Genomic DNA, 14,974 nt, shown 5'->3' with positions numbered 1-14,974 from the left:
ACCGAATGGATGGAGGTCGCTATCGCCAGCGATCAGGCAATACGAGCAGAGTTGGGCCAGCATCTGGCGCGGTTATGGCGCTACGGCTTGCTGCTGTCCCGGCAACGGCATGTGGCCGAGGATTTGGTGCAGGCCACTTGCGTGCGAGCGCTGGAACGGGCCGGGCAATACGAGCCCGGCACCCGCATGGACCGCTGGCTGCTGAGTATCTTGCACTCGATCTGGCTGAATGAAGTGCGAGCCCGGCGCGTGCGTCTGGGCCAGGGCCTGGTGAACGCCGACGAGGCGCTGTCATTCGACGGTGAACACGCGGCGCAAACCCATGTGCTGGCCGCGCAGGTGATCCGGCGGGTCGATGCGCTGCCCGAAACCCAGCGTGAAACGGTGTACCTGGCCTACGTCGAAGGCTTGTCCTACCGCGAAGTGGCCGATGTGCTGCAGGTGCCCATCGGCACGGTCATGAGCCGACTGGCCACCGCGCGCCTGAAGCTCGCGGAGTACCCGCCCCTGCATGCTGTACCGAACCCAACCACGGGAGAGCGTCGATGAACGACCACTCACGACCGACAATACCGTCGGATGAACAGTTGGTGGCCTACCTCGACGACCAGCTCGACGCCGAGCAGCGCACCCTCATTGACGCCGCCATCAACGATGACCCGGCGCTCAACCTGCGACTGCAATGGCTGGCTCGCAGCAACCTGCCGTTCAAAGCGGCCTACGACGAATTGGGCCAGCAAGCGCCGCTGGATCGCTTGCAAGCGATGCTCGACACTTTGCCCAGCCCTGCTCGTCCGGCCTTGAACCGACGCTGGTTTCTGGCGGCGGCGGCCGGTCTGGTAGTCAGCAGTGTGGTGGCGGACCGGTTGTTCCTCGGCTGGCAGATGAGCCAGCAGAAAAGCAACTGGCGTGGGTTGGTGGCCGACTATATGTCGCTCTACGTGCCGCAAACCCTTGAACACTTGCCCAGCGACGAGTCCACACAGCGCGCGCAACTGCGCACCATCGACAGCCGTTTGGGCCTGAACCTCGCGCCGGCAAAACTGACCTTGCCGCGCCTGGAGCTCAAGCGCGCGCAAATTCTCGAATACGACGGCGTGCCCATCGCCCAGATCACCTACCTCGACCCGACCCACGGCCCAATGGCGCTGTGCGTCACCCGCTCCAACAAAGGCAGCCGGCCGTTTGCCCATGAGCGCCGGCACGAGATGAACGTTGTGTACTGGGCGGATACGGAACATGCATGGATGCTGATCGGGCACAGCTCTGTGGCGGATCTTGAGGACATGGCGAGGGTTTTGAGAGGTCGGCTTAGCGCATGACGGGAATCCTCACTATGCTTGGCACCTGACTTCCAAGGAGGAACCCAACCATGTCACATCCATCGCTTCACCCTTCCCGCACGGCCCTGCTGGTGATCGACGTGCAGAACGACTTCATCCCCGGCGGCCAACTGGCGGTCCCCGAAGGCGACGTGATCGTACCCTTGATCAATCGCCTCGGAGGCCAGTTCAATCAAGTGGTCATTGCCCAGGACTGGCACCCGGCGGGGCACGCCTCGTTTGCCTCCAGCCACCCGAATCGCAAACCCTACGACGTGATTCAACTGCCCTACGGCGCGCAGACGCTGTGGCCGGAGCATTGTGTGCGCGGCACCCACGGTGCCGAATTGCATACGGAGCTGGATTTGTCCCATGCGCAACTGATCATCCGCAAGGGCTGCAATCCGGATATCGACAGTTATTCGGCGTTTCTGGAGGCGGATCGAACCACCACCACGGGGTTGGCCGGCTATTTGAAGGAGCGCGGCATCGACACGGTTTACCTGGTCGGCCTGGCGCTGGATTTCTGCGTGATGTTTTCTGCGCTGGATGCGCGTGCGGCGGGGTTCAATGCGTTTGTGGTGCTGGATGCCTGCCGGGCGATTGATCTGGATGGCTCGCTGGCGGCGGCGATTGAGCGGATGCAGGTGGCTGGGGTTGGATTGATTCAATCCCCGGCGATACTCGCCTGACACCCCACGATCTGTAGCAGCTGGCGAAGCCTGCGTTCGGCTGCGAAGCAGTCGTAAAATCATGCGGCGCGGTGCTTCAGGAAGACCGTGAACTCAGGTTTGGCGACTGCTGCGCAGCCGAACGCAGGCTTCGCCAGCTGCTACAGAAGCGATGAGCGTGCTGTTTCAACCCGGCGTAGGCAACCACAACCGAAACCGCGCCCCGCCCAACGGCGAAGCCTCAACCGTCAGCGTCCCGCCCCGCGCTTCCTGAGCACGGCGGCTAATACACAACACGGCGATACTCGCCTGACACCCCACGATCTGTAGCAGCTGGCGAAGCCTGCGTTCGGCTGCGAAGCAGTCGTAAAATCATGCGGCGCGGTGCTTCAGGAAGACCGTGTGCTCAGGTTTGGCGACTGCTGCGCAGCCGAACGCAGGCTTCGCCAGCTGCTACAAAAGCGATGAGCGTGCTGTTTCAACCCGGCGTAGGCAACCACAACCGAAACCGCGCCCCGCCCAACGGCGAAGCCTCAACCGTCAGCGTCCCGCCCCGCGCTTCCTGAGCACGGCGGCTAATACACAACACGGCGATACTCGCCTGACACCCCACGATCTGTAGCAGCTGGCGAAGCCTGCGTTCGGCTGCGAAGCAGTCGTAAAATCATGCGGCGCGGTGCTTCAGGAAGACCGTGAACTCAGGTTTGGCGACTGCTGCGCAGCCGAACGCAGGCTTCGCCAGCTGCTACAGAAGCGATGAGCGTGCTGTGTCAGGCAGGTGTCGGCAACCACAACCTGAACCGCGCGCCACCCAACGGCGAAGCCTCAACCGTCAGCGTCCCGCCCTGCGCTTCCGGAGCACGGCGGCTAATACACAACACGGCGATACTCGCCTGACACCCCACGATCTGTAGCAGCTGGCGAAGCCTGCGTTCGGCTGCGAAGCAGTCGTAAAATCATGCGGCGCGGTGCTTCAGGAAGACCGTGTGCTCAGGTTTGGCGACTGCTGCGCAGCCGAACGCAGGCTTCGCCAGCTGCTACAGAAGCGATGAGCGTGCTGTGTCAGGCAGGTGTCGGCAACCACAACCTGAACCGCGCGCCACCCAGCGGCGACGCTTCCACTGTCAGCGTTCCGCCTTGGGCTTCGAGGGCGCGGCGGCTGATGGCTAGCCCGAGGCCGAAGCCACCCGTGGCGCGATCCCGGCTCCGATCCAGTCGATAAAACGGCTCGAATATGCGCTCGCGCTCATCCTCCGGAATACCGATCCCGTCGTCATCCACCCAAATCTCACAGCCCTTCGGGCACACCTGCACGCCAATCTGAATGCGCTTTTCGCAATAGCGCATCGCGTTGCGCAGCAGGTTCTGCAACGCACGCGCGGTCAAACGCGGATCAAGGGTGAAACGCTCGAGCTGACCATGCAGCAGCACATCAATCACGATGTCGGGCGATTCCAGTTCTTCATCGACACTGCCCAAAATACTGTCGATAAACTCATCCAGCGACACTTCAACCCGCTCCGGCAGGCGCGCCGGATTTTGCAGGCGGCTATAGGACAGCAATTCCAGCACCAATTCATCCAGCTCACGAATATGCGCCACCAAGCCTTGCAGGCGTTCGCGGCTCGGTGTCGGCATGTCATCGGACAGCGCCAGGGCCAGGCCGAAATCCAGGCGAGTCAGCGGCGTGCGCAGTTCGTGGGACACGGCGTTAAGCAAGTCGCGCTGCTGGTTGAGCAGGTTCTCGATGTCGCCGGCCATGGTGTCGAACACGTTGGCCAGGCTGCCGATGTTCGATTTTTGGGAGATCTGCGTGCGCTCGCTCAAATGACCTTTGCCGAAACGTTCGGCAGTGCCTTTCAGGCGTTCGAGATCGCGCCAGTGCGGGCGCAGCCATATCAACAGGCACGCGAGCATGGTCGCGCCGATCAGTACGTTAATGCTCCAGTACAACAGATTGACGTCCAGCGGGTCCGGCGGCACCACCATTTGCACCACTGTCCGCTCGTTCAGCGGCGCCACCGCCAAGGTGCGCCAGCCCCAGTCACCGATACGCACGACATTCTCGCCGCGCTGCAAACGTTCACGCTCATCGAGGGTGAAGTCGGCGTCATCCTTGCCCGCCAGCACGATGTGCAGGGGCTGGAATTCCTTGTCCATTTCCGCCGCCAGCGCCGGCCACTGCGTCTCTGGCACCGCGTGAAACTGTTTGACGATCAGGGTTTGCAAGCCACGGGAATAATCGAGGTTGTAGGTGACAAAGCGTTCATGGAACAGCTTGATCACCACGTCCGGCACCAGATAGATCGCCGCGCTGTAGGAAACGATCGTCACCAGGTACAGGCGAAAGAGGATTCTGAACATCGACTCAGCATTCCCACTCGGAGCGGCTGAACAGGTAGCCCTTGCCCCACACAGTCTTGATCTTGCGCGCCTCGCCGGCGTGGTCGTCAAACTTGCGACGCAGCTTGGAAATCGCCACGTCCACCGAGCGGTCGGTGCCGTTGAATTCGATGCCGCGCAGGCGTTGCAGGATCTGGTCGCGGCTCAGCACTTCGCCGGCGTGCCGGGCCAATACCACCAGCAGGTTGTATTCGCCGCTGGACAGTTCGACCAATTGATCGCGCCAGGTCACGGTGCGCTCGGACAGGTCGATGCACAGGTTGCCCATCAGGATGCGATCGTTGGCGGTCTGCGGTTCGCCGAGGCTGCTGCGGCGTAACAAGGTGCGCACCCGAGCCAGCAGCACGCGCGGCTCGCAGGGTTTGGTCACGTAGTCATCGGCGCCCATTTCCAGGCCCAACACCTGGTCGTGGCTGTCGTCGCGGGCGGTGAGCATCAGGATCGGCAGCGTGGCCGAATCGGCCCTGAGCAAGCGACAGACTTGCAGGCCATCGAGCCCCGGCAGCATCAGGTCGAGGATCACCAGGTCCGGCGGATTGACCCGCGCGCGTTCGCGCACATGATCGCCGCGGCTGATTACGCTGACGCAGTAGCCATTGCGTTCCAGGTAGCTGGCGATCAGTTCGGAGAGCGCGGTGTCGTCTTCGACCAGGAGGATGTTGGGCATGGGGTGTTTCCAAAAAGTGCGGTGGCGTTTGGTAGACCGCTTTCGCGAGCAAGCCCGCTCCCACAATGGATTTGCTGTGAACACAGATTTTGTGAACAGCGCCGATCAACTGTGGGAGCGGGCTTGCTCGCGAAAGCGGCATAACAGTCGCAAAAGTAATCAAGCGCCAAAGGATATACGCCCTCGTACGTCTAAGAGTAAAACCCTTACACAATTTCACACAGCGCCTACAAAGCTTCACCGCTACCCTCGTCGCCTCCCCGTAGGATGCTGGGGGTCATTATTGGGGTAACTACATGTCAAAGAATCTGCTTGCCACGCTCAGCCTGCTTGCACTGGCGTTGACACTGAGCGCTTGTGACAAGTCTTCGACCGCCGAAGAAGCCGCGCCACTGGCCACGGTACGGGTCGAAACCATCGAAGCGCGACCTCTGTCGATCTCCAGCGAACTGAGCGGGCGCATCGCCGCGCCAAGGATTGCCGAAGTCCGCGCTCGGGTGGCCGGCGTCGTGTTGCAACGTACCTTCCGCGAAGGCAGCGACGTGAAGCAGGGCGACGTGCTGTTCCGCATCGACCCGGCACCGTTCAAGGCTGATCTGGACAGCGCCGAAGCTGCGTTGCGCAAGGCCGAGGCCAATGCGTTCCAGGCCAAGCTGCAAGAGCAGCGTTATTCGCAGTTGATCGAAGGCAACGCCATCAGCGGCCAGGACTACGACAACGCCCGGGCCAATGCCCGGCAAACCGCTGCCGAAGTGTCCGCCAACAAGGCTGCTGTGGCGCGGGCCAAGTTGAATCTGGGTTACGCCACCGTTACCGCGCCGATTTCCGGGCGCGTCGGTCGTGCCCTGGTCACCGAAGGCGCGCTGGTCGGGCAGAACGAAACCACGCCGCTGGCATTGATCCAGCAGTTGAACCCGATCCACGCCGACCTGACCCAGTCGACCCGTGAACTCAACGACCTGCGCCGGGCGTTCCGTTCCGGGCAATTGCAACAAGTCGGTCAGGATCAGGCCAAGGCCACGTTGATCCAGGACGACGGCAGCCTGTACCCGCTGCCGGGCAAGCTGCTGTTCGCAGAGATTTCCGTGGACCCGGGCACCGGGCAGATCATCCTGCGCAGCGAATTCCCCAACCCGGACCTCGATTTGCTGCCCGGCAGTTTCGTGCGGGTGCGCATCGAGCAAGGGGTCAACCAGCAAGGCATCAGCGTGCCGCAACGGGCGATCCAGCGTGACAGCGCCGGGGTTGCCCAGGTGCTGCTGCTCGACGCCGATCAGCGTGTAGGCCTGCAACCGGTGCAATTGGGCGCAGTGCAGAACGATCGCTGGATCGTCAGCGGCGGTCTCAAACCCGGCGACCGTATCGTCACTGAAGGCCTGCAACACGCCAAGCCCGGCGAGAAAGTCCAGATCGACGACACCCCTCTTCCACTTGCCCAGGTTTCTGGTCAGTAAGCAGGACGCTTTTTATGCCGCAGTTCTTTATCGACCGCCCGGTGTTCGCCTGGGTGGTCGCGTTGTTCATCCTGCTGGCCGGTGCCCTGGCCATTCCGCAGTTGCCGGTGGCGCAGTACCCCGACGTCGCGCCGCCGCAGATCGAGATCAACGCCACGTACCCCGGCGCCTCGGCACAGACCATCGACGAAAGCGTGGTCAGCCTGATCGAGGAAGAGCTCAACGGCGCCGATCACCTGCTGTATTTCGAGTCCCAGAGCAGCCTCGGCAGCGCGACCATCAAGGCTACATTTCAACCGGGCACCAACCCGGAAATGGCCCAGGTGGATGTGCAAAACCGCCTGAAAGTCATCGAATCGCGCCTGCCCCAAGCGGTGAACCAGCAAGGGTTGTCGGTGGAGAAAGTCTCTTCCGGCTTCCTGTTGCTGATCACCCTGACCTCCAGCGACGGCAAGCTCGACGACGTGGCGCTCAGCGATTACCTGGCGCGCAACGTAATGAACGAAATCAAGCGCCTGGACGGCGTCGGTAAAGCGCAACTGTATGGCGCCGAACGGGCCATGCGGATCTGGATCGACCCGCGCAAGCTGATCGGCTTCAACCTCACGCCGGCCGATGTCAACGCCGCCATCGTCGCGCAGAACGCCCAGGTGTCTGCCGGCAGCATCGGCGACTTGCCGACCCGCAGCACTCAGGAAATCACCGCGACCATCGTGGTCAAAGGTCAGTTGTCGACGCCGGAAGAGTTCGCCGACATTGTGCTCAAGGCCAATGCCGACGGTTCCACCGTGCGCATCAAGGATGTGGCGCGGGTCGAGATCGGCAGTCAGGAATATCAATTCGGCACCCGCCTGAACGGCAAGCCGTCCACCGCCGTCGGTGTGCAACTGTCGCCGGGCGCCAACGCCCTGAGCACCGCCACCGCCGTGCGAGCGAAGATGGATGAACTGGCGCGCTACTTCCCGGCCAACGTCGAATACAAGATCCCCTACGACACGTCGCCGTTCGTGAAGGTCTCGATCACCAAAGTGGTCTACACCCTCGGCGAGGCGATGTTGCTGGTGTTTGCTGTGATGTTCCTGTTCCTGCAAAACATCCGCTACACACTGATCCCGACCTTGGTGGTGCCGGTGGCGCTGATGGGCACCTTCGCAACCATGCTCGCGCTGGGTTTCTCGATCAACGTGCTGACCATGTTCGGCATGGTGCTGGCCATCGGCATTCTGGTGGACGACGCGATTGTGGTGGTGGAGAACGTCGAGCGGATCATGGTTTCCGAGGGCCTGTCGCCCAAAGAGGCCACGCGCAAGGCGATGAAGCAGATTACCGGCGCAATCATCGGCATCACCCTGGTGTTGGTGGCGGTGTTTATTCCGATGGCGTTCATGCAGGGTTCGGTCGGGGTCATCTACAAGCAGTTCTCGCTGTCGATGGCCACCTCGATCCTGTTCTCGGCGTTCCTTGCGTTGACCTTGACCCCGGCACTTTGCGCGACGTTGCTCAAACCGATCGCCAAAGGTGAGCATCACGAAAAGCGCGGTTTCTTCGGCTGGTTCAACCGTCGTTTCGAACAACTGACCGTGCGTTATCAGGGCTGGGTCGCCTATGCGCTGAAACGCACCGGGCGTTACCTGCTGATCTACGGCGTGCTGCTGATCGGGTTGGGCCTGTGTTTCAGTCGCCTGCCCTCCTCGTTCCTGCCGGTGGAAGACCAGGGTTACACCATCACCGATGTTCAGTTGCCACCCGGCGCGAGCAAGAACCGCACGGTGCAAGTGGTCGAGCAGATCGAAAAGCACAACGCCAAGGAACCCGGCGTTGGCGACAGCACGGTGATTCTCGGTTTCAGCTTCTCCGGCAGCGGGCAGAACGCAGCGTTGGCGTTTACCACGTTGAAGGATTGGTCCGAGCGCAGCAGCGATGACTCCGCCAGCTCGATTGCCGACCGCGCCAATATTGCCCTGAGCCAGATCAAGGATGCGATGGTGTTTGCCGTGTTGCCGCCACCGGTTGATGGCCTCGGCACCTCAAGCGGTTTCGAGTTTCGCTTGCAGGATCGTGGCGGCCTCGGACATGCCACGCTGATGCAGGCGCGCACGCAATTGCTGGAAGCGGCGGAGAAAAGTCCGATCCTGATGAACGTGCGCGAAAGCGCCCTGGCCGAAGCGCCGCAGGTGCAACTGGAAGTCGACCGTAAACAGGCGAATGCCTTGGGCGTTTCGTTTGCCGATGTCGGCAGCGTGTTGTCCACGGCTGTGGGTTCGGCCTACATCAATGACTTTCCCAACCAGGGGCGGATGCAGCGCGTGGTGGTGCAGGCCGAAGGCGATCAACGCAGTCAGGTCGAAGATCTGCTGAAGATCAATGTGCGCAACAGCGCCGGAAAAATGGTGCCGTTGTCGGCCTTCGTCCAAGCCAAGTGGACCCAGGGCCCGGCGCAGTTGACTCGCTACAACGGCTATCCGGCGATCAGCATTTCCGGCGAACCGAAACCGGGCCACAGCACCGGTGAAGCCATGGCGGAAATCGAACGGCTGGTAGCGCAAGGCCCGGCGGGCTTGGGCCAGGAATGGACCGGTTTGTCGCTGCAGGAGCGTTTGTCCGGCAGTCAGGCGCCAATTCTGCTTGGCTTGTCGCTGCTGATCGTGTTCCTGTGCCTGGCGGCGCTGTATGAGAGCTGGTCGATTCCGACCTCGGTGTTGCTGGTGGTGCCGCTCGGCGTGCTCGGCGCGGTACTGGCGGTGACGTTACGCGGGATGCCCAACGATGTGTTCTTCAAGGTCGGGCTGATCACCATCATCGGCTTGTCGGCGAAGAACGCGATTCTGATCATAGAATTCGCCAAGAGCCTGTATGACGAAGGCCACGACCTGATCGACGCCACACTGCAAGCCGCGCGCCTGCGGTTGCGGCCAATTGTCATGACCTCGCTGGCGTTCATTCTTGGTGTGGTGCCGTTGGCGATCGCCACCGGGGCCAGCTCGGCGAGCCAGCAAGCCATCGGCACCGGGGTGATCGGCGGGATGATCACCGCGACCCTGGCGGTGCTGTTTGTGCCGGTGTTCTTTGTGGTGGTGATGAAACTGGTGGGCAAGCGCCATAAAGACATCTGATCACCGATCCCCTGTAGGAGCGAGGCTTGCCCGCGAAGAGGCCGTGTCAGTCAGCATTCATGTTGACTGACACACCGCTTTCGCGGGCAAGCCTCGCTCCTACAAGGGCGCGCGTTTTCAGCTTTGTGGTCACAACCCACCCCGCTGGGCTAAGGTATTCAAAACCCTGACCCATCGAGCCTCCATGCCCCTCCTCGCCCGCACCCACCCTCGCCTGTCCGCCGCTGCCACGCTCGGCATCGCGGTGGGCATTCTGGCTCCGGCCGATTCGATCATCAGCAAAATCCTCATCGGCTGGAACGCCGGGGTCTGGACTTACCTGATCCTGATGTTCTGGCTTGCGGCCCGCGCCAAGGCCCCGGACGTCAAGCGCATCGCCGAGGTCGAAGACGAAAACGCCGGGCTGGTGTTGTTCGTGGTGTGTATCGCGGCAATCGCCAGCCTCGCGACTATTACCTTCGAACTGGCGGGCAGCAAAGACCTGGAGACTTCGCGCAAACTGCTGCATTACGCCTTCACCGCCGCCACCGTGATCGGCTCATGGCTGTTGATCGGAGTGATTTTCTGCGTGCACTATGCCCGGCTGTTTTACACCTGGGACGGCAAGGAACCGGCATTGCGTTTCGCCGAAGGCCTGACCACCCCCAATTACTGGGACTTCCTGTACTTCTCGTTCACCATCGGCGTCGCGGTGCAAACGGCGGATGTCGGCGTGGCTACCCGGGGCATTCGCAAGATTGTGCTGGCGCAGTCGCTGATCGGTTTTCTGTTCAACACGGCGATTCTCGGGTTTTCAATCAACATCGCCGCCGGACTTTTCAGCTAAACACTGCACAAACGTTCTAGGCATCCACCGTGTCGGGGCGTTAAATAAGTCGGCAATCCGTCTCACAGGTGCAGCATGAGCCCGCATAACTGGATCGACCTGGCCCAGGACGCCGACACCGGCATCGAGACCCTGCGCGCGCATTTCGAGGGCCACGCCTACGACCCGCACTGGCACGACAGTTACCTGGTGGGCGTCACCGAGCAAGGCGTGCAGCAATTCAACTGCCGCCGGGCCCGGCATCAAAGTACGCCGGGCAAGGTGTTCCTGCTCGAACCTGGCGATATCCACGACGGTGAAGCGCCCACCGAGGACGGTTTCACCTACCGCATGCTCTACCTTGACCCGCATTGGCTGGAGCGGGAATTGGTCGAGTTGTTCGAAGACGCCCCGCTCAACAGCCAACTGAGTTTCGCCAACACCCTGACCAGCGACCCGCAACTGGCCCAGGCCACCAGCCTCGCGTTCCAGACCTTGCACGGCGGTGAGCTGAAAATCGTGCGCCAGACCGCTCTCGACGGTTTGCTCGAACACCTGACCCGACATCTGCACTGGCGCACCCGCTACAGCGAAGACCCGCGCCTGCCGCTGGTGGCGCAAAAGGCCCGGGAGTATCTGCACGCCAATGCCCATCTCGACATCGGCCTCGATCAACTGGCCGCAGCCACTGGCGTGGATCGCTTCCGCCTGACCCGCGCGTTCAAGGCAGCCTACGGTCTGGCACCCCATGCCTATCTGGTGCAACTTCGTCTGTCCAAAGCCCGGCGAATGCTCGCCAGTGGCTTGCAACCGGCGGCGGTGGCCATGGAATTGGGGTTTGCCGATCAGAGTCATCTGGGGCGCTGGTTTGTTCGGGCCTATGGGCTGACCCCGGCGATGTATCGCAAGCGTTGCTCAAATCTTCCAGACGCGTGACCCTCGGCTTGTGAAGATCGAAGCCATCGATCATTCACTGGAGCTCAAGGTCATGTTGTCCACCTTCCCAACGCTGTTGCCGTTTTTGTTGTTTGCGTTTGTGGCGTCCATTACGCCGGGGCCGACCAATATTCTGGTGCTGAGCAACAGCGCGCGCTTCGGGTTCAGAGCGGCGGCGCCTATTATCCTGGGCGCGTGTGTCGGAGCGGCGACCATTGTGTTTGTGGTAGGCAGCGGAGGTAACCGAATATTTGCGGTGTTTCCTTTCGCACAAACGCTTTTGCAATGGATCGGGGTGCTCTGGCTCAGTTGCCTTTCCTGGCAATTGTTCAAGGCTTGCGCCTCGGAGCCGATCGCCACCGATCAGGAACCTAGACTGGGAGCGATCGGCGCCATGGCATTACAAGTGGTCAATCCGAAAACCTGGATGATGGCGCTGGCGGTAGTCAGTGTTTTCGCGGGTAATGATATTGATCGACAAACCCATGTATGGGTATTGTCGCTGGCGTTTTTTCTGATCGCGCTGCCATCTTTGGCAACTTGGGCGGTTCTCGGTGTGGTTTCGTCAAGATTATATTCATCACCTCGAACTGCGGGACGAATCAATAAGATAATGGCCGTTCTCCTGTTATGTTCGACCTGGGTGACACTGTTTCTATAATTCGTTTCCAAATGCCATTTTGCTATAACACTTAAACCCAACTCGCAGGCAACGCGAGCACAATATGTTGCACTTGTAAACTGGCATGTTTTACAGCTTACGAGGACAGCTGGCCGTGCCTATATTTAACGACCCCGACAAAGGGCAATTGCTTCATTTTTGAATAACTTCTATCGAAATTGGAGATTCTGACGATGAGCACTGTAGCTAAGCGTATCTTGACCCCTCGCACTGTGAAACATGCTGACGATAGCTTCGTCGGCACCCTCGGAGGCTTGCCGTACAGAGCGAATTTTCGCTCGCTTTTCGAAGCCCTTTACCCCGACCCTTTGGGCATGACATGGGTAGTACGGGTTCATCAGCGCGCGGCGGACTTTACAACCAAGCAAGTCAATATCTATATTCCAGCAACGCTACGTGATGGCGAGCATAATTTGCCAGGCACATCCAGTGTGCGCGTGGAATACGTAGATTACTCGATCCCTGAACAACCGGTTTCATACAGGAATACAGCCGGCACCATTAACTTCACGCTGGACAAAGAAACCAGGCTCATCACGGGAAGCATCAGCGCAACGCTGGAGAGCTCACAACCCAGAAATCGCGCCAGCCTGGAATTGGAGATCAATAACTTCCAAGTAACCGGGTAATAAAAAACCACTGGAACAGCGTAGGCTGTTCCAGTGGTCGGATTAAATAGTTAATATCTATTACCAGGCGTAGCGCATCCCTAATGTAACTCCGTAGGGTTGCTCAATATTTTTGCCCTTGCTGTACTCAAAGTCCGCGTGAACCTGCAGATTGTCGTTCATCTTCAGTGCAACCCCCGCTGCACCCTCGCCTCGGCTCCCGGAAAGATTGTTGTTGAATACGGTGTCGTTGACCTTGACCTCATTGTTTTCGGCAAACTCATGAGCGAAGGCCGCCCGGACATAAGGTTGCGCGACCATGCCTTTTTCGAACTCGAAATTACGCCCTACAGTCATGCCGACTTTACCCAGGAAGGACTTCGCCTGGTCACCGGAGGCGGTCATCTCGTTGTCCAAGTCGAAGTCCTTGCCCTCGATGACGACTGCTGAGAAACGCGCAAAGGGTTCAATGAAGTAGTCGCTCGTCAAGCTGATGTGACGCCCGAACTCTGCTTCAACACCAATACCTGAACTGTCGTAGTTGCCCTTGGCTCGCTTGCCATCGCTCAACCCGACCTTTGCTTCGTTCTGGTAGCGGTTATATTTCAACACGCCGTCAAAAAAGTAGCCGGTCTGTCGATCGATCCAGGTGAGGTAGGTGCCGAAGTAATAGCTGTCCACCGTACCGGAAGTGCCGTGGCTCAGATCCAGGTCGGAATCACTGTGACCGGCGAGCAGGCCGATCAACCACTGTTGATCGCCCCAGGGCAATAGCGCGTCCGCGCCGATGGAAAAGCCCCGTTGCGTCTGCTGGTAGCCCACGCCTGAACCATCGGCGACATTGAATTTGTTGCCGTAGACCCGCGCCCATGCGCCGGGAGAACCTGGATTGAGCCGAAGCTCACCCATGCGCGAACGCAAGGGCGCCAGGTCGCCGTACCACACGGGGATCGCGGTATTGAACAATGCCAATACCGACCGGGCGCCAGGACTGACGACACGAGTCGTCGGATCCAGCAGCCAGTCATTGCCGCTCTTCGCCAAACCATAGGAAAAGGCTCCCAGATCAACCGTGCCGCTGGTCAGGGCAAACGTCGCATCGCCGCCACCCGTGTGAACAACTGTAATGGGCTGGCCACTGGCCGGTTCCGCCCCGCTGCTGGCAATTGCCAACTGGTGGTCGCCGGACGCCTCGCCAGTTACATTCAGCAGGTCCGTCTGTCCAGTCGCGAAATCCGTACCAAGTTGGAACACGCCATTGCCGGACAAACTGCCGACGTTCAACTGATAGAACGCCTGGTCGCTGCCAAATTTCACTGTCCCGCCATTCATGAGCAGCGTGCCAACCTGGCTGTCCCCGGGCAGGTCCCACAATGCCGTGCTGTTGATCGTAGCGCTCGTGACATTTTCCATGCGTCCCACCAGCGAGGCTCCGTTACTCAAAGTCACGCGGGTAGTGCTCGTCGCATCATTGAGCACATCGCCGAACACGTTGCTTCGATCCACGCTGATGTCTGCTGACGAACCGTTTCTGACTTCGAGCACCGCGCCGTTCCCCCCGATCAACGACGAGTTGTTGTTCAACTGAATCTGAACGGGTGCACCGGCAACTGGAGGCACGTCGACCAGGATGGCCGCGCCAGTGGTGCTCTGGACCGTCGAATTATCCAGTTTCAACAGACTGGTCTGAGTGTCTGTGGGGTCGGCGGAAAAAGACACGCCATTCTCAACCCCGACAATGGTGCTTCCTGCATTGATATTGGCACTGGCACCCAAGAGGCTCAGGCCAACACTGTTGGCTCCAGTACTTTCAACACGGCTGTTGGAAAAGTTCAAGGTGCTATAGGAACTGGCCAACACACCGCCAGTCCCGCCAATAACCGTACTGTCGGTCACTGTCACCACGGAACCGGTTGTTGATCTGCTCGTGCGCCCGGCACGTATAGCTATTCCATTTGTGTTGAGAGTACTTTCAGTAATAGTGGCGTTGCTATTTATGACCTGTAATGCACTTAGCCCTGTCGTGATATTGGTGGTAACGCCGCTCAGGGACAAGGATGAGGAGCCGCTGATCGAAATATTCGACGTCTCGCCACCCAGAATAGTCAATGAGCCCCCTTGGGTCGCAGACCATGCTTCGGCGGGTGAAGGATTGACGACGACTGCCGTTTCCCCCGGTGCCAGAGCCCTCGCCATTGCGGAACTGCAACCCAGCGAAAAAAGTGCCAAAGGTGACAACATATAAAACAACTTTGAGCGCGTCGAATAATTGAGAAACATAGGACTTACCTTAATGTCCGGGCTCATATTAGA

Annotated in this window: 12 protein-coding genes; 9 read left to right on the top strand and 3 right to left on the bottom strand. The window is 60.0% G+C overall.

The features are described 5' to 3' along the window. Window positions 1–9: 9 nt before the first annotated feature. Genes NK667_RS10325 through pncA form a run of 3 tightly spaced genes read left to right on the top strand, consistent with a single transcriptional unit; the run spans window position 10 to window position 2,014 of the window. Complete coding sequence (locus NK667_RS10325) at window positions 10–549, top strand: RNA polymerase sigma factor (protein WP_082356791.1); 540 nt, start codon at window positions 10–12, stop codon at window positions 547–549. Then, the gene (locus NK667_RS10320; protein WP_054614613.1) at window positions 546–1,322 is read left to right on the top strand and encodes an anti-sigma factor family protein; all 777 of its coding nucleotides are present in this window, start codon (window positions 546–548) and stop codon (window positions 1,320–1,322) included. Before NK667_RS10325 ends, NK667_RS10320 begins: the two co-directional genes overlap by 4 nt. A 50-nt stretch (window positions 1,323–1,372) precedes the next feature. After that, window positions 1,373–2,014 carry a bifunctional nicotinamidase/pyrazinamidase gene (gene pncA, locus NK667_RS10315; protein ID WP_054614612.1) on the top strand — a complete coding sequence of 214 codons (642 nt, stop codon included), beginning with the start codon at window positions 1,373–1,375 and terminating at the stop codon, window positions 2,012–2,014. 1,041 nt (window positions 2,015–3,055) lie between these two features. On the opposite strand, the gene NK667_RS10310 is transcribed toward pncA, so the two are convergent. Together NK667_RS10310 and NK667_RS10305 are read right to left on the bottom strand one after the other, a co-directional pair. Further along, on the bottom strand, window positions 3,056–4,357 hold the full coding sequence (locus tag NK667_RS10310) for an ATP-binding protein (protein WP_054614611.1): 1,302 nt from the start codon (window positions 4,355–4,357) through the stop codon (window positions 3,056–3,058). 4 nt (window positions 4,358–4,361) lie between these two features. After that, on the bottom strand, window positions 4,362–5,063 hold the full coding sequence (locus NK667_RS10305; RefSeq protein WP_054050629.1) for a response regulator: 702 nt from the start codon (window positions 5,061–5,063) through the stop codon (window positions 4,362–4,364). 296 nt (window positions 5,064–5,359) lie between these two features. Between NK667_RS10305 and NK667_RS10300 the strand changes: the two genes are divergently transcribed. From NK667_RS10300 to NK667_RS10275, 6 genes are all read left to right on the top strand, one after another. Next, window positions 5,360–6,517 carry an efflux RND transporter periplasmic adaptor subunit gene (locus NK667_RS10300; protein WP_054050627.1) on the top strand — a complete coding sequence of 386 codons (1,158 nt, stop codon included), beginning with the start codon at window positions 5,360–5,362 and terminating at the stop codon, window positions 6,515–6,517. A 14-nt stretch (window positions 6,518–6,531) separates the two neighbouring features. Next, window positions 6,532–9,630, top strand: coding sequence for an efflux RND transporter permease subunit (locus NK667_RS10295; protein WP_054614610.1), 3,099 nt, complete (start codon window positions 6,532–6,534; stop codon window positions 9,628–9,630). A 184-nt stretch (window positions 9,631–9,814) separates the two neighbouring features. After that, entirely contained in the window at window positions 9,815–10,456 is a 642-nt protein-coding gene (locus NK667_RS10290) for a DUF1345 domain-containing protein (protein ID WP_054050623.1), read from the top strand. A 75-nt stretch (window positions 10,457–10,531) separates the two neighbouring features. Beyond that, window positions 10,532–11,371, top strand: coding sequence for an AraC family transcriptional regulator (locus NK667_RS10285; RefSeq protein ID WP_054614609.1), 840 nt, complete (start codon window positions 10,532–10,534; stop codon window positions 11,369–11,371). A gap of 52 nt (window positions 11,372–11,423) precedes the next feature. Further along, complete coding sequence (locus NK667_RS10280; RefSeq protein WP_054050619.1) at window positions 11,424–12,032, top strand: LysE family translocator; 609 nt, start codon at window positions 11,424–11,426, stop codon at window positions 12,030–12,032. A gap of 194 nt (window positions 12,033–12,226) precedes the next feature. After that, window positions 12,227–12,682, top strand: a complete 456-nt coding sequence (locus NK667_RS10275; protein WP_054614608.1) for a hypothetical protein — start codon at window positions 12,227–12,229, stop codon at window positions 12,680–12,682. Window positions 12,683–12,742: 60 nt separating this feature from the next. On the opposite strand, the gene NK667_RS10270 is transcribed toward NK667_RS10275, so the two are convergent. Beyond that, on the bottom strand, window positions 12,743–14,941 hold the full coding sequence (locus NK667_RS10270; RefSeq protein ID WP_236708576.1) for an autotransporter outer membrane beta-barrel domain-containing protein: 2,199 nt from the start codon (window positions 14,939–14,941) through the stop codon (window positions 12,743–12,745). Window positions 14,942–14,974 lie beyond the last annotated feature (33 nt).

Origin of the sequence: Pseudomonas nunensis, assembly GCF_024296925.1 — a bacterium.
In the GTDB taxonomy this organism is placed as follows: Bacteria; Pseudomonadota; Gammaproteobacteria; order Pseudomonadales; family Pseudomonadaceae; genus Aquipseudomonas; species Aquipseudomonas nunensis.
Note: the sequence above shows the minus strand (reverse complement) of the source record. Positions and strands in the feature narration are given on the sequence as shown.

Coding starts and splice junctions, on each gene's coding strand:
- NK667_RS10305 (WP_054050629.1), bottom strand. CDS start 5,063: ATGCCCAACATCCTCCTGGTCGAAGACGACACCGCGCTCTCCGAACTG.
- pncA (WP_054614612.1), top strand. CDS start 1,373: ATGTCACATCCATCGCTTCACCCTTCCCGCACGGCCCTGCTGGTGATC.
- NK667_RS10310 (WP_054614611.1), bottom strand. CDS start 4,357: ATGTTCAGAATCCTCTTTCGCCTGTACCTGGTGACGATCGTTTCCTAC.
- NK667_RS10320 (WP_054614613.1), top strand. CDS start 546: ATGAACGACCACTCACGACCGACAATACCGTCGGATGAACAGTTGGTG.
- NK667_RS10270 (WP_236708576.1), bottom strand. CDS start 14,941: ATGTTTCTCAATTATTCGACGCGCTCAAAGTTGTTTTATATGTTGTCA.
- NK667_RS10285 (WP_054614609.1), top strand. CDS start 10,532: ATGAGCCCGCATAACTGGATCGACCTGGCCCAGGACGCCGACACCGGC.
- NK667_RS10290 (WP_054050623.1), top strand. CDS start 9,815: ATGCCCCTCCTCGCCCGCACCCACCCTCGCCTGTCCGCCGCTGCCACG.
- NK667_RS10300 (WP_054050627.1), top strand. CDS start 5,360: ATGTCAAAGAATCTGCTTGCCACGCTCAGCCTGCTTGCACTGGCGTTG.
- NK667_RS10280 (WP_054050619.1), top strand. CDS start 11,424: ATGTTGTCCACCTTCCCAACGCTGTTGCCGTTTTTGTTGTTTGCGTTT.
- NK667_RS10275 (WP_054614608.1), top strand. CDS start 12,227: ATGAGCACTGTAGCTAAGCGTATCTTGACCCCTCGCACTGTGAAACAT.
- NK667_RS10325 (WP_082356791.1), top strand. CDS start 10: ATGGAGGTCGCTATCGCCAGCGATCAGGCAATACGAGCAGAGTTGGGC.
- NK667_RS10295 (WP_054614610.1), top strand. CDS start 6,532: ATGCCGCAGTTCTTTATCGACCGCCCGGTGTTCGCCTGGGTGGTCGCG.